Source organism: Acinetobacter sp. BWR-L5, assembly GCF_039655985.1.
In the GTDB taxonomy this organism is placed as follows: Bacteria; Pseudomonadota; Gammaproteobacteria; order Pseudomonadales; family Moraxellaceae; genus Acinetobacter; species Acinetobacter johnsonii.
In genome coordinates, this window is sequence record NZ_JAGFEV010000003.1 from 424,869 (window position 1) to 445,683 (window position 20,815).

Sequence of the window (20,815 nt, forward strand, 5' to 3'; positions counted from 1 at the left end):
AGTAGCCGTTTTACGGTGTGGATGACACGTTGCGCAGAACAACCGTGTTTTGCGCTTGAATTTGAAAGATCTAAACAACTAAATCTAGAGTAGATCTTAGTGGAACTTGCAGCAAATAATATTTATTAAACGTGTAATTTTGTTGAGTAGTTTATGCTGTGTTTTTAAATATGGTTTAGTTGGCAAAGTGAATTCGGTTTCTTCCTGCTTGCTTGGCACAGTACAAGGCTTTATCTGCGCGTTTAAAGACATCCTCTGCATCTGCATCATGTTTACCGACTTCAGCAACCCCTATACTGACCGTGAAACACAGCACTTCTTGTTCATAGTGGACTTCCATCGCTTCAATCGTTGAACAGATGCGTTTAAAGACCCGCATCGCTTCATCACCCAAGCAGGCGGGTAAAATAATCGCAAATTCCTCACCACCAATACGAGCTAAAAAGTCCTCGTCACGCAGTATGCTACGGATTTGTTTGGCCATCTTTTTCAGCACATGGTCACCTGCTGTATGCCCATAACAGTCATTCAGCTGTTTAAAATGGTCAATATCTAAGATGCCTATCGTAAAGGGCACGCGAGTATGGCTGAAGTGCTGCATGGTTTGATTACTTTCTTGCACAAATACTCGACGGTTAAAGGTTCCTGTGAGTTCATCTGTAGACGCTAAGACCGCCATTTCTTGCACTTGTAAATGCAGTTTAATGTTTAAAGCTAACCATGTGGCGAGGCTCTGTAAAAGAATCGCTTGTTGTAGGGTGTAGTGATGTTTACGTTGATCTGCCACATTTAAGGTGCCAATACACACGCCATTGTGAATCATGGGCGCATCCATACAGGTGCCCATGCCATGCTCGGAAAGCATTTTACAATCCAGCTCATCCGACTGAGCAAGGTCATCGCAAATGATCAGTTGAGAGTGGGCAAAGACTCGTCCGACAAAAGTCTGCCCAATCGGAATTTTAAAATCCATCGGAATCGCATGATAGCCTGAGATCGAATACAGCTTGAGATATTCTTCAGTATCTTGCAGGGTAATACTAGCCCGATCCGCATCAAACACGTGAGAAATCCAGTAAGCAATGGTATCTAAAACAGCTTGCAAGGAGTCTGCTTTACTCAAGTCGTGAATGAAGTCTACGGGGAGTTGAATGGAGTGCGCGCCATCAAAGCCAGATAGTTGGCTTGGGGTAAATGATCGTTCAGTTAATTGTTTCTTGTTTATCATTCAATTCGGTATCTCTATAAAATAGTATCCAATTTAGTCTTTGTTTGTTTTGCTCTTAGAAAGTGGACATTACCTTTTAGATTTGATCATGCTATATAAATCGCATTTCTCCAACTTTAATGTGTAATTAAATTGAAAAAAAACGATATATTTTTACTTTAAATTAAAAATAACCTACAGCGCAAATGTGGCATTTACATGTGGATGACCCGCGGGTCATCTGAGTGACAAAAAAAAGAGCACCTGAAGTGCTCTTTTTTGAAGTTAAACGCCGTGATTAGTCACGAACAAATTCAACAGTGCCATTTGCCAATGACTTTACGCGTGCCAAAGATTCAACGCGGTAGCCTTTTTCAAGCAAAATGTCACGACCAGGTTGGAATGATTTTTCAATCACAATACCGACACCTACAACTTCTGCTTTCGCTTGGTGAATTAAGTCAATCAGACCCAATGCCGCTTGACCATTGGCCAAGAAGTCATCAATCACGAGGGCTTTGTCTGCTGAGCTGATGTGCTTATTTGAAATTGCAATCGTGCTTTCGGTTTGTTTGGTAAACGAAAAGACTTTTGAGCGGTAAAGGTCATCTTTTAAGGTTAAAGATTGGTATTTACGCGCGAAAATAACGGGCACGCCCAGTTCTAAACCTGCCATGATTGCAGGTGCGATACCTGATGCTTCAATCGTGATGATTTTAGTGATGCCTGCATCTTTAAAACGAGCAGCAAATTCTTTACCGATTAATTGCATCATAACCGGATCAATTTGGTGGTTTAAGAAAGCATCAACTTTCAGAACTTCATCAGATAGAACGATACCTTCGCTTAAGATTTTCTGTTCTAGTGCGTACACGGGAGAATCCTCTAGGGGCAGGTGCTTTTTCAAGCAAAAGCGTATTTTAGGAAGCACCTGAAAAAATGCAAGTAAAATTCGTCAAAATGACTAATTGCTTGCACCTTTATAACCCGTTAATAGCAATCCATAGGATGTTTTCTTATCAACATGGCTGACTTTGACTGGAAGGTAGTCCAATTTAGGTGCTAACCAAAAAATGGTTTCGCGGCCAGGTTTGTCATGTTTCATCACCACTTTAATGGTGTCAAAGGTGCCATAATCAGTTTTGACTGACTCAGAACCCTGCTTCACAAATTTACGTGCTTCCACTTCTTTGGCATCGGCCAAATAATAGGTCGATTTTAAACCGCCATTTTTAATGTCTTCCCGAAGCTGTAATTCAGCATTCAGTTCATCCAGTACGCCGGCTTTCCACGCGAAAGAACGCGCTTCTTTGTCTTTCTTGGTATTGATGATTTTTGCCGCTGGATTGAAGTTAATACTCATGGTGTTGTTATGCACCAAAATTTTACTACTACGACTAAAACTGCTGGACTGAATTTGCTTACCATTAAAACTAAAGCGACTACTTTCGGTTGCAGAGGCGATACCACCAGCTTTGGCTGCAAAGACATAGTTCCAGTTGTTGCCCGATTTTGATAATGTACGTGTCGCTGAGCCCATGTTTTTGCCATTATAGTTAAATTGATAACTGGCTTGGAATGGACTCATGGCAAAGGTTTGACTGGAGAAACCGACAAAGAGCAAGGTGCTGACACCTGTTGCCATTGCGACTGTTTTCAACATTGATTTAGCCATAAGAAAAAGTTTCCTATTCAGTTGTAGGCACAAATTTTTTGCATAGAAATATTATGCACGTTGATTATGAAGAAAAAATTCGAAACATAGGGCAAACTGTAGTTTTATGTTTCTTTTACCCACCTTAAGTCACATTTTAGTCGCAGCATCCCGAATTATTTTTGTCGAATTGGCGAGACCGTGCTTTCGTCTAGATTAGGTTCAATCAAGTCATCAATCGAGGTTTGCGAAAACTTATTGAACAATGCCGTTAAGTTGACATTACCGATCACCACCAATTCTGCTTCACGCAACACGGCATGATTGACATGGACTTTACCTAAGGTATCGATAATAGAACGATTTTTTCCTAACCAGCGATTCAGATCCAAATGCAGTAGATCATCTTTGACTTTAATCACATTCAGTTTTTCTAAAATCATGCCTAAAGGGTCTTGGTTCAGGACTTTTTGATAAAAGAATAGGGCACAGCGCACACCCATTTTATGAAATACAGTTGGATATTCAGCATCCAGCACACTGGTGTCACTGATTTGCTCAAATACGATCAACTGCGTTTTTTTATTTAACTCCATTTGTGCCAGTTTCAAATCTACCGAAAGCGTGAGTTTGAGCCCGTTATAATCGAGCGTGGCGTATAAACGTAACCAATCATCATGTAAGTCGGCATGCAAGTCTTTCAACATTCTCACGTTGTCGGTCACAAAACGTTGAAAAGTGGCATTTAAAAAGACTTGAGACATTGGAAACTCGCGCTCATCCTCAATAAATCCTTCCGCCTTTTGATAAACTTGGCGTAAACGATTTGAAATGTTGGAAATAAGCGTTTGCATAAGAGGCGTCCTAGCGAATCAACGTGTTTGAGCGATCAGATCTCTGGTCGAAATGTTTGAAAAATACTGCTCATGAACCTTGCAGTTTAGCAAAATTAATTGCACCATTTTCATGATTTTATGAAACAGTGAATCTAAATGGCACAAGGTCTCATTCTACGCAATAAAATGAAGACTGTGTCTATTTTATACTGCGCGCCTGCGCTTTGGGGAACAAGACAAATTGTCGGTTTGGTGTGATGCTTAGAAAAATAAATGTAATGCCTTTGGCTCATGATTGGTGGAAAGACCCAATTTTTACAGCGACTGTCGTACTGGCGGTATTTTTGCATCTCGTGATTTTGACTTTGCAATTTGCGATGCCTCAAGAAAATGATGCGGCAGTGAAAGAAATTGCCGTTACCTTGCGTCCTTCTGATCAAAAAATTGAAAACGCAGATTTTTTAGCACAAGCCGATCAACAAGGTTCAGGGACCTTTCGTGAGTCACATCGCATGTCGAGTGACATGCCCGCACCGATGCTTGAGCAAAGTACAGGCGAACAGCAGCGTGAAACTTTAGAACAGATCCAACAAAAACGTGAGCTGAATTTTGAAGAAAAACTGTTAATGACGACTTTAAGTTGGCAAAAACAAGCTGAGGATAACCAGCGCAAAAAAGCCATGGAAGAAATGAACAGTCAGTTTCAAGCCAAAGCAGCAATGGTGGCCAGCCTTGAAGCGCAATATTTACAACGCCAACAAAACTTTAGCCGTCAGCAAAAAATCAAAACAGTCGATGGTATTCAAGCCAAGCAAGATATTTCAGCAGCTTATCTTGAAAAGTTCCGTCAGAAAGTGGAATTTTATGGCAACCGTTACTATCCAGAAGCAGCTAAACAGCAGCGGCTGGCGGGTGAAGTACGTTTAATGGTGATTCTAAATGCATCAGGAGGCATCCGAGCTATTCGCCTGATTGATAGTTCAGGTCATGAGATGCTTGATGAGGCTGCAAAAGCCTCGGTGCGCAAGGCTGCACCATTTGGTGGATTTGATGCCAAAATGAAGGATATTTCTGAGTTACGCATTGTGCGTACATGGCGTTTTGATCCAGCAGAGGCAGAGTTTGAAGTGCACTGAACTGTGCACTTCTTTATACGAAATTATTATAATTAATTTAAATTTAATAAAAATTTTAAAAAACAATATGTTATTTATTTGTTTTGGTTTTTAATTATTTTAAACAATAAAAAACAACAAATTAGGTTTACTTCTTAAAACTTGAATTGATAATAAAAATAATTATCATTTGCGGTATATTTTTTGTTAAATATTTTTAAGCATTGAGACATCTTTCTTTATAGCGAAGCGATGGGGTGAGAGCGTGCATGCCTTTAAATATTCGATCCCTGTTATAAGGACATAGTTTTATGTACAACTCTCCAACGTTAAATCGCTTCAAAGTTAGCCCACTGATGTTGGCTATGGCAGCAGCAACGGTATTTCTCCCGACGTTGGTATCTGCAGCATCTACAGTAGGCAATGAAAGCACCCAGCTTGAAACCATCACTGTTCAGGCTGAGGAAGAGAATCCAGCCGTAACAGAAGGAACAAAGAGTTATACGGCTAAGAGTGCCAGTACTTCGACCAAATTAAATTTGTCGCTTCGTGAAACACCGCAGTCGGTTAAAGTTTTAACCCGCGAGTATTTAGATGATGCAAATATTAATTCTTTCCAAGATATGCTAAATACTGTCACAGGTTTAGCTGCAAATCGTTGGGATGAGCGTCAATACCCTACTGCTCGTGGTTTTGAGGTGGACTATTACTTATTTGATAGCGTTCCTAGCACAGTTGGTATGGATGCAAGTGATCCGGATCTCACTATGTATGACCGAGTTGAATTGGTGAAAGGTGCCAATGGTTTAATGACAGGGGCAGGAAACCCAGCAATTGCCATTAATATGATCCGAAAACATGCCGATTCAAAAGAGTTAACAGGACGCTTAAGTACATCTTTTGGTTCATGGGACAATTATAGCTCTACTGCTGATATTTCTGCGCCTTTAACTCGTGATGGCGATGTTCGAGGTCGGTTAGTTGTGAAACATGAAAATAAAGATTCATTCATGGATGGATATGAAAAAGAAAATAATGTTCTTTATGGTGTAATTGATGCGGATTTGACAGATAGCACTTATGTATCTGTGGGAGCAAGCTATCAAAACCTTGAGCGTGATGGTGTGAGATGGGGCGGCTTACCAGCTTTCTACAGAGATGGGACAAGAACTAATTTTGATCGATCAAAAATTGTTTCTTCAGATTGGACCTATTGGGACACTGATACGATTTCAGCCTTTGCGACAATGAAACAAAAGTTGTTTAAGGATGTTAATTTAAATATTAATTATTCTTATCGAGAACTAAAGCAAGAAACTGCGCTTTTGTATTTTGGACCAAGCTATGCTAATGGGGGCACGGTTCCTAATACTGGAACAGTCGATAAGGCGACAAATCAAGGTGTTGGTTCATTATCGACATGGTCTGATCGCACCAAAACCACAGAAAATAATATTGATACTTTTATTTCGGCACCGTTTACGTTGGGTGGTTTACAGCAAGAAGTCGTTGCTGGTTTTATGTATAACCAAAGTAAAAATGACACTTGGTATTCGGGTTCGCCAACACTTTCAGGGGCAACCATTGATTTTGATGATATCAATATGCCATTAGCGGGTGATATTTCTAATACAAATCTTTATCAGGTACCTAATAAAACGACACAAACCGGGGCATATTTAGCAGGTAAGTTTACTTTGCTTGAACCCTTAAAGTTGATTACAGGGGTACGCGTGTCAAATTGGAAGTATGAAAGTGAAGATGGTGTAAATAACCGTAAATTTAACAATGAAGTTACGCCTTATGCAGGTTTGGTTTTTGACTTCCTAGATGATTATTCTTGGTATGTGAGTTATACCGAAATCTTCAAACCAGAAGATAAAAGAAATGTAAATGGTGAGTATCTAGATCCACGTAATGGGAATAGCTTAGAGACAGGGCTAAAAGGCGAGTTTTTAGATGGTCAATTGAATGCCAGTTTGGCAGTGTTTAAAACACAGCAAGACAATGTTGCGGAAGCAATTGATAATGTCTTTATTCCTGATGCAAATGGCGATCCAACCAAAGAACAAGCCTATCGTAGTGTTGATGGGGTTGAAAGCAAAGGTATTGAATTTGAACTTGATGGTGAACTTACTAAAAACTGGAATCTGAGTTTTGGTATTACTCACTTTAGTGCAGAGGATGCAGCCGGTAAAAAAGTTGAAACGCTTGCATCACGTACAACGGCAAATCTATTTACCAAATACACGTTAGATAAGTGGAGTGTTGGCGGTGGAGTAAACTATAAGAGTGCGTTCTATACTGGTGAAGGAAGCCAAAAAATTACGCAAGATGCATATGCTTTAGCTAACTTGATGGTTGCATATGATATTGATCAAAATATTAAAGCACAATTAAATATCAATAACCTGTTTGATAAAAAGTACTATGAAGGTATAGGCGTAAACAGTATGGTATACGGCGAACCACGTAATGCAACGCTCACTTTCCGCTATCAATTCTAAAAATCTTCAGAAATACAAAAACGGCTTATTAACAGCCGTTTTTTATTAAAATGTGGATAAGTCTCGGCTTATTCACATGCTGTCTTGAGTTGAGTAAGCATGTTCTCATTTTCAGACTTAAATGGCCGTATATTGGTTTTAAGTTGTTATGCTATTTGGGATCGCTCAGTTTATTGGGTTGCACGGACATAGGCCCCGTCTTGACGTCCACCGATCCAAGTCACAGTTAAATGAGACTCTTCCACATCTAGGCGGCTAGGAAAAATTTCTAAATACTTGCTATATTTCGGCAGTGCCTTTAAACCAATGCAGTTGCCATTTTTCCACCATGTCCCCTCAGCATATTGATCTAAAGAGCCGACAGCTAAGTACCATTTAAATTTACCGTTGTGTTCTAGTAAAAGCTCGGAACCGACCTCCATAACGCCGTTTAAATAATAATGTCCAGCCCACGCCTGAACAGTGTCTTGAAACTTCACTTCCTGACAGGATGTTTGATTTTCATCATTGCTCTTGGCATAAAGTGGCGTGGTGCAAGATAGGGCGATAATGCAGAGTAGTTTTGAAATCGATGTATGCATTTTTATAATCTCTTCATTTATTTTTTCATCTTGCATTATTTTTAGCATAAATAAACCCGACACATCGAGATGAATCGGGTGAGTTGTTTCAGATCTAATAGCTATTGTTCTAAATAAGGGTTTTCAAAACCGAGTTTAGCCAAAATTTCAATTTCGATACCTTCCATTTCTTCAGCATCTGCTTCTGACGTTTCATGGTCATAGCCCATGAGGTGCAAAGTGCCATGTACCAACATATGAGTGAAATGCGTCAGTGGCGCTTTGTTTTGTTCTTTCGCTTCCAGCAGCACCACAGGAATGCAAATGACCAAATCGCCAATGGGAAATGAGTCAAGGATTTGCGCCATTTCATCGGGTAAGTCGCTCGGAAAAGACAATACATTGGTTGATTTATCTTTGCCGCGATATTCCAAATTCATTTTATGACTTTCGTCATGGTCGACACAAGCAATACCAATTTCACAGTTACTCTGTGTGCCAATATGACGTAAAACAGTTTCTACAACTTTTTTGATATAGCCACGTTTCAAGACCAACTCAGGTGCTTGAAAGTCCTGTTGTAGAGAAAGACTCAGTTTCAAAATAGATCCTTAAATAATGATATCTGCGGGCATTTTAAAATGCCCGCAGACTTTAACTTAATGCTGAGCATCGGCAGCGGCATCATTTTCAGCCACTAAGGCCTCTTGACGCGCTTTGCGTTCAGCACGCGCTTCAGCCGTTAAGCGATGTTGTTCTGCATCCCATCCCTCATAAGCTTCAACAATTTTTTGCACTAATTGGTGACGTACTACATCACGAGAGTGGAAGCGGGTAATGTGAATTTCTTTGATTTTTTCGATGATGCGTAAAGCATGCGCCAGACCGGATTGCTGACCACGCGGTAAGTCAACCTGTGTGATATCGCCTGTAATCACCGCACGCGAACCAAAGCCTAAACGTGTGAGAAACATTTTCATTTGTTCAGGCGTTGTGTTTTGTGCTTCGTCTAAAATCACGAAAGAGTGGTTTAAAGTTCGACCACGCATATAAGCCAGTGGTGCGACTTCAATCACCTGACGTTCAATCAGTTTGGCCACTTTTTCAAAGCCAAGCATTTCATACAAGGCATCGTAGAGCGGACGTAAATAGGGGTCGATTTTCTGGCTCAAATCACCCGGTAGGAAACCAAGTTTTTCACCCGCTTCAACAGCAGGACGAACCAATAAAATCCGTTGAATTTCGTTGCGTTCTAGCATGTCGACTGCGGCTGCAACTGCGAGATAGGTTTTACCTGTACCCGCAGGCCCAATACCAAAAGAAATATCACTTTGTAGAATACGCTGCACATAACGCTTTTGGTTGGCACCGCGTGGATTGATACGACCTTTACGGGTTTGGAGCCACACTTCATCTAAACCAGTGTGCTCTTGCCCATCGAGGTCTTCTTGCAATTCACGGTCAGTCTGACTGCCTTGAATCATGAGGTGTAAGGTATCGGCACTGATTTGTGACGTATTTTCTGCTTCTTCATGCAGGCGATGGAGCAGACCTTCGGCTCTCTCAACTGCATCCATTTCACCATCGACATAAAATGCATCACCTCGATGGGAAATAGTGACATCTAAACGCTGTTCGATTTGTTTCAAATGACCGTTATAAGCACCGAGCATGCTCTTTAAACGTTCTATTGAAACCCCAGGAAAAGTTACTGTACGTCGAATCGCTGCAGTCAAGAGAATTCCTTTAAGTAGTCAGAATCTATTCCCTTACATTACGCCACGTCAGGCTCAAGATTCAAGAGTTCACCATAAACAAAATTCAAAGTTTTAATCTCTGTCACTTCGATTTCAGCGAAACGTCCGACCCATGTTGCATCACCAATAAAACTCACATAACGAGTGTTATCCGCCGTGCCAATCAGTAAGTTTGGATCTTTGTCCGAAACTTTTTCGACCAAAACGCGTTGAATCGTGCCGAGCATGGCATCGGTCTTGTCAATACTCGAGCGTTTGATCCATTTTTGAACTTTACTGAGGCGTTCTTTTTTCACCTCTTCAGAGGTGGTGTCTTCAAGGTCAGACGCAGGTGTACCCGGACGTTTTGAATAGACAAAACTGTAGGAATGGTCGAAGTCCATATCTTTGATGAATTGATAGGTTTCTTCAAAGTGCTCATCGGTTTCACCCGGGAAGCCAATGATGAAGTCACTGGATAAATGCATATCTGGACGGACTTTGCGTAATTTGGCAATTTTGTCGATATACACATCAATGGTGTGGTTACGCTTCATGGCTTGCAATACATCGTTTGAGCCACTTTGTACAGGCAAATGCAGATGCGACACCATTTGCGGTAGGTCACGGTAACATTCAATCAAGTCATCATTAAATTCAAGCGGATGTGAAGTGGTGTAGCGTAAACGCCCAATCCCCGGAATTTCTGTAACTAGACGTAACAAGTCTGCAAAAGTACAGATATTACCTTCGAACGTTTCACCGCGGTAACCATTGACGTTTTGACCCAACAAAGAAATCTCACGGACACCTTTTTCGGCTAAGGTGGCAATTTCTGCTAAAACATCATCCAGCGGGCGAGAAACTTCTTCACCACGGGTGTAGGGCACCACACAGAATGAACAATATTTTGAACAACCTTCCATAATTGAAACAAAAGCCTTGTAACCTTCTACACGTGGTTCAGGTAAAAAGTCGAATTTTTCAATATCAGGGAAAGAAATATCTACCAATTTGATTTTTTCTTTCTTGGGTTTTTCGATTTGATCAAAGTGCTGATCCAGCATTTGTGGCAAACGGTGCAAGGTCTGTGGGCCGAAAATCATGTCGACATAGTTGGCACGTTTTTGAATGTTGTCACCTTCTTGAGAGGCCACACAACCACCGACACCAATGATCAGGTCTGGATTTTTGTCTTTCAGCTTGCGCCAGCGACCCAATTCAGAAAACACTTTTTCTTGGGCTTTTTCACGAATCGAGCAGGTATTCATGAGTAGAATATCAGCTTCTTTCGGATCTTGGGTCAGCACATAACCGTGCGAGTCGCCAAGTAAGTCTGCCATACGGTGACTGTCATACTCATTCATCTGACACCCTTGCGTTTCGATATACAGTTTTTTAACTGATCCATCGATGGCTGGGGTGTGCTGTGGCTGGGTAACAGTGTTTTCTGAGGCAGCTTGGGCACCATTTGGAATGAAGGTTTGAACCGTCATGTAGGCTCCTAAGGGGGGTAAATCTAGGTTTTTGTGTCTGATCGGTATCTGTGGCGGCGAAAGCAGAGCTTGGCTGGCGACAAAAAGGGTGATCAAACACCATGTGAAATCTACGAAAGGCGCATATTTTAGCAGGAAATCTGAATAAACTTATAGCTTTAAATCTGAAGCTAAAAAGATTGATTTGTGAAGCGAAAATGCAGGAAAATTAATATTGTCTAATCATAAGGTTACATAAGAGAACAATAGAGTCTGTTATGAGTTATTAAACTAATGAAAATGATGAGACGAGACTAGGCAATCCAAAGATGACTGAAGGCAAACCCATGTTAAAACGATTACAGAATAAATATTATCAAGTGTTTGCGTTGGGTGTGGCTGCCTTGGGTCTATCGGCAGTGACACATGCCGCAGATGAACAATTTAATGATGCTTTGCGTGCAGCAAATGCAGGCAATGTTGGTTTATTACAACAATATCAAAGCAGTATGCAGGGTGATGTACTGGGCTATTATCCTGAATACTGGGTACTTAACAGTAATTTGGCGTTGCAACCTGCGGCGAATATTGTCAATTTTGCACAGCGTTATCCGCAATCTGCTATGGCTGAGAAGTTAGCAGCAGATTACATTGAAGAAAAAGTCAAAATGGCTGACTTTACTTCTGCGCAGCCAGTATTGGCCTATGTGTCCAATGCAGATCGCGCAGAAAGCTGTGCTATAGCACAAGTCCGTGCCAAGTCTGGCGACCCTTTGGTTTTTGCTGAATATAAAGATGTTTGGCTCACGACCAATTCACAACCTGAGCCTTGTACGGGGCTAGGGCGCATGATGTTGTCTAGTCCACTGATGACGGAACAAGACAAACAACAACGTTTATGGGCGCAGCTACGTGCAGGGCAGTCAGGTCAAGCGATTGCAACCGCACAAACCATTGGCATGAATCTGTCTTTGGCCCAGCTGAATAGCATTCAAGCCGATCCACTGAACTATCTCTGGTCCGCACCGAAAGCGTCGGCGGCAGATCAAGCGTATTTAATTTATGCCATTGGCCGTTTAGCCGACAGTGATCTAAATACTGCACTGGCGTCGGTCAAGCGTGCTGCAGAAGGAACACCTGAGTCGGTGCAAAAAGCGTTGTATCGCGCTGTGGGGTATATCGGTGGCACAACCGTTATGAAAAACAATTTTAATGTGGAAGTGTTGCAAGCCTTCGATCGGAGCTATGGTTTAGCACTGAGTGAAGAAGAAGCTGAAATCTATGCACGCCAAGCCATTCGTTTCGGCGCATGGGAGAGTGTCATTCGTGCCATTGATGGCATGAGTGTGACGCAAAAACAAGAAGACCGCTGGCAATATTGGTTAGCCCGTGCTTCAGAACAACGTGGTGATGCAAAGTCAAAAGCACTGGCGCGCGAGATCTTCAAAAAATTGTCAGTAGGTGACGATTATCATAACTTATTGGCAAAAGATCGTATTGGTCAACGTTATCAAACGATTCCAGCCAATACCCAACCGAGCAATGCGGATGCGCAGCGTTTGAGTCAAGATATTCACTTTAGCCGCGCTTTTGCACTGCGCAACGTCAATGCGCCAGACAATTATGTCAACCGTGAATGGAATTGGGCCGTTCGACAAGCTTATTTAAAACAAGATGATGGCTTAATTTTGGCTGCGGCCAAACGTGCCACAGAAATGGGATGGTATGACCGCGCGATCTATGCAGCCGATCGAACCGTCAAGCAACATAACTACAGTTATCGTTATGCCATGCCGCATCAAAGCTATGTGGTCAGCCATAGTCGCAATGCAGGCATAGATCCTGCATGGGCGTATGGGTTAATGCGCCAAGAAAGCCGATTTGTTACCCATGCTCGCTCACATGTTGGAGCAGGTGGTTTGATGCAAATCATGCCGGATACGGCAAAACTGGTCGCTAGACAAATGGGTGAAACCTATAATCCTGCTGCACTGAGTGATATGAATACCAATGTTCGTTATGGCACATTCTACTTGTCCATGATTCAAAGCCAATTAAGCAACAGTCCTGTACTTGCCACAGCAGGTTATAACGCAGGGCCAAATCGTGCGCGCCGTTGGCAGCCTGATAATCAGCCGATTGCGGCGGACCAATACACAGAAAGTATTCCTCTGACTGAAACTCGTGATTACGTCAAGCATGTCATGAGTAATGCGACACATTATGGTGTTCTGCTTGGACAGGGCCCACAGTCAATCACCCAGCGCATGCAAAATATTCCTTTTAGAAGTCAATAATAAAGGCCTAGGCATTTTATGGTTTTGATGTCATCCCAATCAGTCTTAACGCAAAAGCTTCTGCTATTGATCAGCAGCGGTATTGCTATGGGATTTTTTGCGACATCAGCCCATGCAACACCGACCGTATTTGGTTATGTGATGGAAGTTCAAATGACACCCGCCGTGTGTTTGTTCGATAACCAAGGCTCAAAGAAAAGGAAATGTTTGGAAGGCTATTCGCTCAATATCACAGGTTTGTATCCTGAAACTACGACACGAGAGTGCCAAACCAACTCCTCAGCAGTGCTGTCACCACTTCAGGCCAAAGTGGTGGCTAGAGTCATGCCCGATGAACATGCGCGTCGCCAGTTGTGGGCAGAGATTGGGGGGTGTGTGCCGATGAGTGCCAGTCAATATTTTCGTAACGTGATTAATTATGCGGAACGTTTAAAAATTCCCGCAGATTTGACTTCATCTGAAAATAAAACTGCGCAACTTAATACCTTACGAGGGCAGTTTCAGCGTTTGAACCCCGGGCTGCCTGCAAGCGGGTTACGTTTTAGCTGCCGTACTCACCGTCAAACCAATATTTTGACCGAAGTCAAGGTCTGTTATAAACCCAATGGTCAGTACAAAGGTTGTGCAGAGAATATACAAGAAAACTGCCCAAATTCTTTTGCGATCAAGGGTTCTTACTAATCTCTTTCCTTAAATTAATTTATATTTCCTATCATACTTTTGTTGGAATTCATTCTCTTTTACATGCATCTGCCAAAGTATTGGAGTACAATCTTTGCCGTTTATGATTATTAAGATTAGATAGAACAGCTATTTAATCATATAACGTTCCTCAAATGGAGATAAGTACATGAAGCAACCTGTTCGCGTTGCCGTTACTGGCGCTGCTGGTCAAATCGGTTATAGCCTATTATTCCGTATCGCTAGTGGCGAAATGTTAGGTAAAGACCAACCAGTTATTCTGCAATTGTTAGAAGTTCCTTTTGAGAAAGCTCAAGCTGCGCTTAAAGGCGTAATGATGGAATTAGACGACTGTGCTTTCCCATTATTGGCTGGCATGATCGGTACTGATGATCCAAAAGTTGCATTTAAAGATGCTGACTACGCGTTATTGGTTGGTTCACGTCCACGTGGTCCTGGTATGGAACGTGCTGACTTATTGAAAGTGAACGGTGAAATCTTCATCGGTCAAGGTCAAGCACTAAACGAAGTTGCTAGCCGTGACGTTAAAGTACTTGTTGTAGGTAACCCTGCAAATACAAATGCTTACATCGCAATGAAATCTGCTCCAGATCTTCCAGCGAAAAACTTCACAGCAATGTTACGTCTTGACCACAACCGTGCGTTGACTCAAATTGCTCAAAAAGCGGGTGTTGCTGTAGCAGACATCAAAAACATGACTGTTTGGGGTAACCACTCTCCAACGATGTATGCTGACTACCGTTTTGCAACTGTAAACGGCGAAAGCTTAAAAGATAAAATCAACGATGCTGACTGGAACGCGAATGTATTCCTTCCAACTGTTGGTAAACGTGGTGCTGCGATTATCGAAGCGCGTGGTTTGTCTTCAGCTGCTTCAGCTGCGAACGCTGCGATCGACCATATGCGCGATTGGGCTCTTGGCACAAATGGCGAATGGGTAACGATGGGTATTCCTTCTGACGGTTCTTATGGTATTCCTGAAGGCGTAATGTACGGTGTTCCTGTAACTTGCGAAAATGGCGAATACACACGTGTTGAAGGCCTAGAAATCGATGCGTTCAGCCGTGAGCGTATGGACAAAACTCTTCAAGAACTTGAAGAAGAGCGCGCAGCAATTGCTGACATGCTTAAATAATTAAAAACCGATCGGTTCAAGATCTGTTTTGAAAAAGCACTCCATTTGGGGGTGCTTTTTTATATGGGGTGTTTATTGAACAAAAAATAACATGCTGTGATGTAGATACAACTGAGCATAGGTGCCCAAAGGTTTATTCTAAAAGGGCATGATCAGGGCTTGAGGAGAACAATGATGTTTGACCAACAACCGACTTTAGAACTTTTATTTGAACAATTGGGGCTTGATGCGAGTGCGGAAGCAATCGATCAGTTTATTGAAACACACCAACTTACTTCAGACGTTCCATTGCATAAAGCACCCTTTTGGTCAAAAGCACAGCATGATTTCATTATCAGTAATTGGAAAAAAGATGATGAATGGGCAATGGTGGTCGACTTGTTAAATGAACAATTACATACAGAACATACGCTTTCAGGTTCGTGTCATTTATAATCACAAATTGAAACAACAAACCTAGTTTTATGACTAGGTTTTTTTAGAAAATACATATAAGTTAATTCAATAATAATTGACAATAGTATTGATAAGGAGGCCGAGATGCTCAGTCAACATAAACCATCCTTAGAGCTTTTATTTTCGCAACTGGGACTCGCCAATAGTGCGGCTGCCATCGAGTTATATATTCGTACGCATCAACTTCCTGCTCATCAATCTTTACACGACGCACCGTTTTGGAATTCCGCACAACGTGCGCTATTAATCAGTCATTTGGTTCAAGATGATGATTGGGCGATTATGGTTGATGAGCTCAATCAACAGCTACACCTCGATGCTTATAAACTTCAAACTGCCTAAATTAATTTTATGTCGCCGCCATTTGAATACTGGAATTGATCCATAAAAAAACGCCTGATTTCAGGCGTTTTTTTATTTGTAGATTTTAGTGCAATTTACTTTGCATCAGCTTGATAAACCAATCTTCTTGATGAAGGTCAACAAAAGCGGCATGTTCACGCAGTAAAACGAAATCAAACTCGGTGCTTTTCGCATATTTACCAAGCCAGTGTCGCGCCAATGCCGACTCTTTTCGACTGACCGAAGCATAGGCCAAAAACAGGTAAATATCGCCCTGACCATAGCTGGTCAGCGGTTTTAAAATTTGCTGTGTAATCAACGCAAAGCGATCTTCTTTGGTGATTTCAAAGTACAGCATATAAGCCTTTGCAAGGTGCAAAGACAAATTGAGGTACAAAGACAGAGGCATTTCCTCAAACTCAATTCGGCCTTGCTCAAGTAATACCACCGCTTCTTGTAAAAAGTGGACTTGCTCTTGGCGCAGTTGGCTCAGTGTGACTAACTGTAAGCGCAAATCAGCGCGCTCAAGGGCTAATTCAGGGCTATTGCCTTGTAGGTAGAGTTGATCTGTTTCACCAATACGCTGAATAATTTGTTGACTGCTGGCACGCATCGGTTACATCCTCATCAATTGATGTTCAGTATATGAGGATACTTCTTACAATTTAAAGTCTTTTTGCTTGAATCACAGGATTGTACTGTCACTCCGTAACCATCCAGTAATCGATAAACGCTGATGTTTAGCTTCTAAGACCTCATGCAGTAAGTCACTTTGAAACAGCGCAATACGATTCGGTTTGGGTTGTAGCACATGCCAAATGTCATTTTTATCTTGCAGATGAAGTTCACCGCCCCAATCGTCTTGCCAGTCTTCGTGTAAATAATAAACCGTAGAAATCATGCGGCCATTTTTGCCTTGAGGATTATCACGGTGTAGGGCATAAAACTCGCCAGCGTTATAGCAAGCAAAATGTGCTTCGACGTCTCGAATACCAAGATAAAAGGCACGATTTAGTTCCTGACCCAAACTATAAAGGGCTTGAACATGATGATTGGAAATAACGAGCTCGGGATTGAGCCATAAAATGTGATCACTACGGATCTTGCTGAGGACACCGTTTTGAATAGCGGCTTCACGAAAGCGGTTTAAGTTCGAAGTACATTCTGCAATGAGTTGATGTATATAGTCATTAGAGTAGGCGTCATCAATGATGGCAAAACCATGTTGATCTAAATCATCCAGGATTTGATCAACATTCCAAGACTTTGGGAGAAGAACTGCTTCCATTACATTAACCTAAAAAAGACAAAGAAAAGCCACAGTTATTCTAGTGTATGAAAGCAATCTGAACGAAACTATTTTTCATGCTAAAATACTCATTGATTTTAGGAATGATAGAAACATGAATTACCGTCACCACTTCCATGCAGGTAACTTTGCAGATGTCATGAAGCATGTCCTTTTGCTTCAGATTTTGACTCGCCTCAATCAAAAAGATAAACCGTATCGTTATATTGATACGCATGGCGGTGCTGGTAAATATGATTTATCGACTTCAGAAGCACAAAAGTCGGGTGAGTTTTTAAATGGTATTCACCGTTTAGTAAAACTTGATGACTCGATTAAGCGTAATGCACCTGAGGGTGTTCAGCAGTATTTAAAAATTGTTGAAAAAATGCGTGAAGGTTCAGGTAAAGGTGCTTATCCAGGTTCGCCGTGGTTTGCATTGGAAGGCATGCGCGAAATCGACAAAGCCACCATTTTTGAAATGCAGCGTGATGTATTCCAACAGTTGTATTACAACGTTCGTGACAAACGCGCGGGCTTACATGAGCGCGATGCGTATGAAGGGTTATTTGGCGTTATTCCACCCAAAGAAAAACGCGGTTTGGTGATGATTGATCCACCTTACGAAGTGGAGCGTAAAGATTTCCCTCAGTTGGTTGATCTCATAGCGACTGCATATAAAAAATGGCCAACGGGTGTGTTTGCAATTTGGTATCCAATCAAAGACCGCGCCATGATTGACCGTTTTGAAAAGAAAATGATTAAAACCGGTATTCGCCGTCAGTTGATCTGTGAAGTATGTGTTTGGCCAGATGATACCCCAGTGGGCTTAAATGGTTGTGGTCTGTTGGTGATTAACCCACCTTGGAAGTTTTCTGAAGATGCAGATGAAGCGCTACAATGGTTATTCCCGCATTTGCGTATGAGTGAAAATGGTGGTCATGCTGCTGTTCGTTGGTTAGTTGGCGAATAAAGATAGACTATAAGAGAAAAGGCTACATTAGGATCGACAGAGAATGACAAATATAAACAAACCTGAAAGCGAATCTTCACCCCGCAGTACGCCTACTTTTGATGGGATTACTTTCGAGGTGGAAGAAGAAGAGCACACACAGGAAGGTCAAAAAGTAAAACGTCGAGGTATTTATTTGTGGCCGAACCTGATTACAACGGCAGCGTTGTTGTCAGGCTTTTATTCCATTATTGCCAGTATGAATGGCAACTTCCAGCAAGCGATTTATGCCATTTTCTTGGCAGCGTTGTTGGATGGCTTGGACGGTCGCGTTGCACGAGCCATTGGTGCGCAGAGTGCTTTTGGTGAACAGTATGATTCTTTATCTGATCTATTGGCGTTCGGTGTTGCACCCGCTATTTTGATGTATAGCTGGAGTTTGGATTCGCTCGGTCGCATAGGTTTGGCGTGTTGTTTTGTCTACACTGCCTGTGCTGCGTTCCGTCTAGCTCGTTTTAATGTACAAATTGGTGTGGTGGATAAGCGTTACTTTATTGGTGTAGCTAGTCCACTTGCTGCCATTATTATTATTTCATTGGTTTGGGTCGGACTCGATTTCCCAGAAATTTTTGATATTCGTGAGCGGGGTATTCAAGCCATCAGCGCAGCAGTGATTGTGTCTGTCGGACTCCTCATGATTTCGAATATTAAATATTATTCATTTAAAACGGTAGATCGTAAGAGAGTACCTTTTTTTGTCCTTCCTATCGCAGTCTTTATTTTTGCTGCAATGACTTACAATATTCCTGTCGGTATTTTAGTCATTTCCTTGATTTATGCATTATCTGGCTTTGTTACTACGTTTTTAGCACGACGTCAGCACAGCCCATTATGAGTTAATGATATGTAGAAGGAGTATGATATGTGGTTGTTTCAAGATTTTCTCGATCAGTCTAAACAACTTAATCAGGCTCCTTCACGGTCACTTCCTGCTTATCACCCACCCAATAAAAAATATAAAATTATTCATCAAGCTTTAACCATTCCTAATCTTCCAGCACCATTACATTATTTAAATTTTTTGAGCATGATTGGTCAGCCCAATACGCCCATGTTTCGCAATAACAGTGCAATCAGAACTACACCCTTAGATACGGCTACCGTATTGGCCAGCAGTAGTCCACATATGGCAGGACAGCTGAACCGTTATTCAATTTCTGCGGAATGTTTATTTCAAGAAAAAACATTTAAATTTGCCAACAAAGAACAACTCATGGGAACGTTCCCAAAATTTCAAATTCAAAGAAAAGACACAGAATTGAGTTTTGAAATTGAAATTACAACAACGCCGCTGATTTCACATTTCACCAAATTGCGTTTTGGTCTTGCCGAACATTGGTCTGTATTGTGTCGATGTCAGGGAGAAGTTAAATATAAAGAACAGTGCTATGACATTGACCAGTTAGGGGCTTTTGAATACGCGCGCAGTATCGACTTTAGTTATTTACCCTTAGCGTTTTTCACATATCAAGTCATTAATCTGCTGGATCAGCGTCAGTTATTGTTAGAACAAATTCGAGATTCGTTTAATCGAATTGTGCAGTCACGTATCTACATACGTGATTTGCAAAAACAACAAACCCTTATGTTTGATCGGATGGTGCGCTTTCAAGTTCATCGTGTTTATCCTGCTGTGAAAACCCCCAATGGGCAAAAAATGTATTTGCCGCGAGAGTTTGAATGGCATTATCAAGATGAGCATGGACATAACATTCATATTTATGCTCAAAGTCGTGGTGATTTTAAATTTGGTTTAGCTGCGGGTTATGTAGGTAGCTTTAAATATCAACTCAAACTGGATAATTATGAGGAACAGGGCGAAAGTGGTTATTGTGAATATGTGGATTGTCGTGCATTAAAGTGGCAAGAAAAAAAATCGCAAGAAAAAAATCGAAATGAAATTGGAGAAATTGTTCCCTTTTCACTCAAAAAATAAGAAAAAAGCATCATTTTGCTGAATAAATAAACAAGTGGGAGTTTTTTTATAAATAATTGAGTAAAGGGGGTTGTGTTGGTTTGGAAATACTGTAGAATGCACATCCATCGGCGGTGATGTTGATTAAAACTTGTTGAGAAACAAGGATTTAGCCCAAGTGGTAGAATCTGGAAGTCTTGAATAAGTTTAAAAATAATTAACAAAACCAGTTGACTTCTTCTTGAAAGAGAGTAGTATAGCCGACCTAGCTTGCTGATGACGAATCAGCAAGAAGATCATTAAGAGATTATGAAGAACAACTTGTGTGGATTTTTACTGATTGATCGATCGAAAATATTTCATTGATTGATGGTAAGAATTACTCGAAGTTTATTTGAGAAATATTTGTCAGAAAATTGATGAGCCAAGATTTGTAGCCATAAGCTACTAATGATTTTTAACTGAAGAGTTTGATCATGGCTCAGATTGAACGCTGGCGGCAGGCTTAACACATGCAAGTCGAGCGGGGAAGTATAGCTTGCTATACGACCTAGCGGCGGACGGGTGAGTAATGCTTA

20 protein-coding genes and 1 rRNA gene are annotated in these 20,815 nt (G+C 41.4%); 11 read left to right on the forward strand and 10 right to left on the reverse strand.

What is annotated here, in order from left to right:
* Positions 1-175: 175 nt before the first annotated feature.
* The 4 genes from JZ787_RS07815 to JZ787_RS07830 form a co-directional block, all read right to left on the reverse strand.
* Entirely contained in the window at positions 176-1,228 is a 1,053-nt protein-coding gene (locus JZ787_RS07815; protein ID WP_346312056.1) for a sensor domain-containing diguanylate cyclase, read from the reverse strand.
* Between the two features lie 277 nt (positions 1,229-1,505).
* Positions 1,506-2,081 carry a xanthine phosphoribosyltransferase gene (locus tag JZ787_RS07820; protein WP_004691243.1) on the reverse strand — a complete coding sequence of 192 codons (576 nt, stop codon included), beginning with the start codon at positions 2,079-2,081 and terminating at the stop codon, positions 1,506-1,508.
* Positions 2,082-2,171: 90 nt separating this feature from the next.
* On the reverse strand, positions 2,172-2,882 hold the full coding sequence (locus JZ787_RS07825) for a DUF3108 domain-containing protein (protein ID WP_346312057.1): 711 nt from the start codon (positions 2,880-2,882) through the stop codon (positions 2,172-2,174).
* 155 nt (positions 2,883-3,037) lie between these two features.
* Positions 3,038-3,715: a hypothetical protein gene (locus tag JZ787_RS07830; RefSeq protein WP_004977854.1), complete on the reverse strand. Its 678-nt coding sequence runs from the start codon at positions 3,713-3,715 to the stop codon at positions 3,038-3,040.
* 260 nt (positions 3,716-3,975) lie between these two features.
* Between JZ787_RS07830 and JZ787_RS07835 the strand changes: the two genes are divergently transcribed.
* Complete coding sequence (locus tag JZ787_RS07835) at positions 3,976-4,833, forward strand: TonB family protein (RefSeq protein WP_062032467.1); 858 nt, start codon at positions 3,976-3,978, stop codon at positions 4,831-4,833.
* Between the two features lie 290 nt (positions 4,834-5,123).
* Complete coding sequence (locus JZ787_RS07840) at positions 5,124-7,319, forward strand: TonB-dependent siderophore receptor (RefSeq protein WP_346312058.1); 2,196 nt, start codon at positions 5,124-5,126, stop codon at positions 7,317-7,319.
* Positions 7,320-7,489: 170 nt separating this feature from the next.
* On the opposite strand, the gene JZ787_RS07845 is transcribed toward JZ787_RS07840, so the two are convergent.
* The 4 genes from JZ787_RS07845 to miaB form a co-directional block, all read right to left on the reverse strand.
* Complete coding sequence (locus tag JZ787_RS07845) at positions 7,490-7,900, reverse strand: hypothetical protein (RefSeq protein WP_346312059.1); 411 nt, start codon at positions 7,898-7,900, stop codon at positions 7,490-7,492.
* Positions 7,901-8,001: 101 nt separating this feature from the next.
* Positions 8,002-8,481, reverse strand: a complete 480-nt coding sequence (gene ybeY, locus JZ787_RS07850; RefSeq protein ID WP_279735206.1) for an rRNA maturation RNase YbeY — start codon at positions 8,479-8,481, stop codon at positions 8,002-8,004.
* Between the two features lie 57 nt (positions 8,482-8,538).
* On the reverse strand, positions 8,539-9,615 hold the full coding sequence (locus JZ787_RS07855) for a PhoH family protein (protein ID WP_346312060.1): 1,077 nt from the start codon (positions 9,613-9,615) through the stop codon (positions 8,539-8,541).
* A gap of 38 nt (positions 9,616-9,653) precedes the next feature.
* A complete protein-coding gene (gene miaB, locus JZ787_RS07860; protein WP_346312061.1) occupies positions 9,654-11,111 on the reverse strand; it encodes a tRNA (N6-isopentenyl adenosine(37)-C2)-methylthiotransferase MiaB in 1,458 nt (485 codons plus the stop codon).
* Positions 11,112-11,419: 308 nt separating this feature from the next.
* Here miaB and JZ787_RS07865 point away from each other — a divergent pair, with 308 nt between their 5' ends.
* The 5 genes from JZ787_RS07865 (at position 11,420) to JZ787_RS07885 (ending at position 16,022) form a co-directional block, all read left to right on the forward strand.
* Positions 11,420-13,387 carry a transglycosylase SLT domain-containing protein gene (locus JZ787_RS07865; protein WP_346312062.1) on the forward strand — a complete coding sequence of 656 codons (1,968 nt, stop codon included), beginning with the start codon at positions 11,420-11,422 and terminating at the stop codon, positions 13,385-13,387.
* 27 nt (positions 13,388-13,414) lie between these two features.
* Positions 13,415-14,068 (forward strand): ribonuclease I, encoded by a 654-nt coding sequence (locus JZ787_RS07870; protein ID WP_228290428.1) that lies wholly within the window; start codon positions 13,415-13,417, stop codon positions 14,066-14,068.
* A 169-nt stretch (positions 14,069-14,237) separates the two neighbouring features.
* Positions 14,238-15,224 (forward strand): malate dehydrogenase, encoded by a 987-nt coding sequence (locus JZ787_RS07875; RefSeq protein ID WP_004691225.1) that lies wholly within the window; start codon positions 14,238-14,240, stop codon positions 15,222-15,224.
* A gap of 174 nt (positions 15,225-15,398) precedes the next feature.
* Positions 15,399-15,659, forward strand: coding sequence for a DUF2789 family protein (locus tag JZ787_RS07880; protein WP_004691222.1), 261 nt, complete (start codon positions 15,399-15,401; stop codon positions 15,657-15,659).
* A 105-nt stretch (positions 15,660-15,764) separates the two neighbouring features.
* On the forward strand, positions 15,765-16,022 hold the full coding sequence (locus tag JZ787_RS07885) for a DUF2789 family protein (RefSeq protein WP_004691219.1): 258 nt from the start codon (positions 15,765-15,767) through the stop codon (positions 16,020-16,022).
* A gap of 85 nt (positions 16,023-16,107) precedes the next feature.
* On the opposite strand, the gene JZ787_RS07890 is transcribed toward JZ787_RS07885, so the two are convergent.
* Both JZ787_RS07890 and JZ787_RS07895 read right to left on the reverse strand, forming a co-directional pair.
* Entirely contained in the window at positions 16,108-16,635 is a 528-nt protein-coding gene (locus JZ787_RS07890; protein ID WP_004691217.1) for a hypothetical protein, read from the reverse strand.
* A 72-nt stretch (positions 16,636-16,707) separates the two neighbouring features.
* Positions 16,708-17,310: a 2OG-Fe(II) oxygenase gene (locus JZ787_RS07895; protein WP_346312063.1), complete on the reverse strand. Its 603-nt coding sequence runs from the start codon at positions 17,308-17,310 to the stop codon at positions 16,708-16,710.
* Positions 17,311-17,425: 115 nt separating this feature from the next.
* Between JZ787_RS07895 and rlmJ the strand changes: the two genes are divergently transcribed.
* The 4 genes from rlmJ to JZ787_RS07915 form a co-directional block, all read left to right on the forward strand.
* Complete coding sequence (gene rlmJ, locus JZ787_RS07900; protein WP_004691214.1) at positions 17,426-18,283, forward strand: 23S rRNA (adenine(2030)-N(6))-methyltransferase RlmJ; 858 nt, start codon at positions 17,426-17,428, stop codon at positions 18,281-18,283.
* A gap of 43 nt (positions 18,284-18,326) precedes the next feature.
* Positions 18,327-19,157 carry a CDP-diacylglycerol--serine O-phosphatidyltransferase gene (pssA, locus tag JZ787_RS07905; protein ID WP_234964866.1) on the forward strand — a complete coding sequence of 277 codons (831 nt, stop codon included), beginning with the start codon at positions 18,327-18,329 and terminating at the stop codon, positions 19,155-19,157.
* 27 nt (positions 19,158-19,184) lie between these two features.
* Positions 19,185-20,258, forward strand: coding sequence for a DUF6670 family protein (locus JZ787_RS07910; RefSeq protein ID WP_346312064.1), 1,074 nt, complete (start codon positions 19,185-19,187; stop codon positions 20,256-20,258).
* Between the two features lie 437 nt (positions 20,259-20,695).
* Positions 20,696-20,815, forward strand: a 16S ribosomal RNA gene (locus tag JZ787_RS07915); the annotation flags it as partial.

Excerpts from the sequence above, each read along its gene's own strand:
- JZ787_RS07830 (WP_004977854.1), bottom strand. The coding sequence starts at position 3,715 with ATGCAAACGCTTATTTCCAACATTTCAAATCGTTTACGCCAAGTTTAT.
- JZ787_RS07840 (WP_346312058.1), top strand. The coding sequence starts at position 5,124 with ATGTACAACTCTCCAACGTTAAATCGCTTCAAAGTTAGCCCACTGATG.
- JZ787_RS07895 (WP_346312063.1), bottom strand. The coding sequence starts at position 17,310 with ATGGAAGCAGTTCTTCTCCCAAAGTCTTGGAATGTTGATCAAATCCTG.
- JZ787_RS07890 (WP_004691217.1), bottom strand. The coding sequence starts at position 16,635 with ATGCGTGCCAGCAGTCAACAAATTATTCAGCGTATTGGTGAAACAGAT.
- JZ787_RS07865 (WP_346312062.1), top strand. The coding sequence starts at position 11,420 with ATGACTGAAGGCAAACCCATGTTAAAACGATTACAGAATAAATATTAT.
- JZ787_RS07845 (WP_346312059.1), bottom strand. The coding sequence starts at position 7,900 with ATGCATACATCGATTTCAAAACTACTCTGCATTATCGCCCTATCTTGC.
- rlmJ (WP_004691214.1), top strand. The coding sequence starts at position 17,426 with ATGAATTACCGTCACCACTTCCATGCAGGTAACTTTGCAGATGTCATG.
- JZ787_RS07815 (WP_346312056.1), bottom strand. The coding sequence starts at position 1,228 with ATGATAAACAAGAAACAATTAACTGAACGATCATTTACCCCAAGCCAA.
- JZ787_RS07910 (WP_346312064.1), top strand. The coding sequence starts at position 19,185 with ATGTGGTTGTTTCAAGATTTTCTCGATCAGTCTAAACAACTTAATCAG.
- JZ787_RS07880 (WP_004691222.1), top strand. The coding sequence starts at position 15,399 with ATGTTTGACCAACAACCGACTTTAGAACTTTTATTTGAACAATTGGGG.
- JZ787_RS07870 (WP_228290428.1), top strand. The coding sequence starts at position 13,415 with ATGTCATCCCAATCAGTCTTAACGCAAAAGCTTCTGCTATTGATCAGC.
- JZ787_RS07835 (WP_062032467.1), top strand. The coding sequence starts at position 3,976 with ATGCCTTTGGCTCATGATTGGTGGAAAGACCCAATTTTTACAGCGACT.
- miaB (WP_346312061.1), bottom strand. The coding sequence starts at position 11,111 with ATGACGGTTCAAACCTTCATTCCAAATGGTGCCCAAGCTGCCTCAGAA.
- JZ787_RS07885 (WP_004691219.1), top strand. The coding sequence starts at position 15,765 with ATGCTCAGTCAACATAAACCATCCTTAGAGCTTTTATTTTCGCAACTG.
- JZ787_RS07875 (WP_004691225.1), top strand. The coding sequence starts at position 14,238 with ATGAAGCAACCTGTTCGCGTTGCCGTTACTGGCGCTGCTGGTCAAATC.
- JZ787_RS07825 (WP_346312057.1), bottom strand. The coding sequence starts at position 2,882 with ATGGCTAAATCAATGTTGAAAACAGTCGCAATGGCAACAGGTGTCAGC.
- pssA (WP_234964866.1), top strand. The coding sequence starts at position 18,327 with ATGACAAATATAAACAAACCTGAAAGCGAATCTTCACCCCGCAGTACG.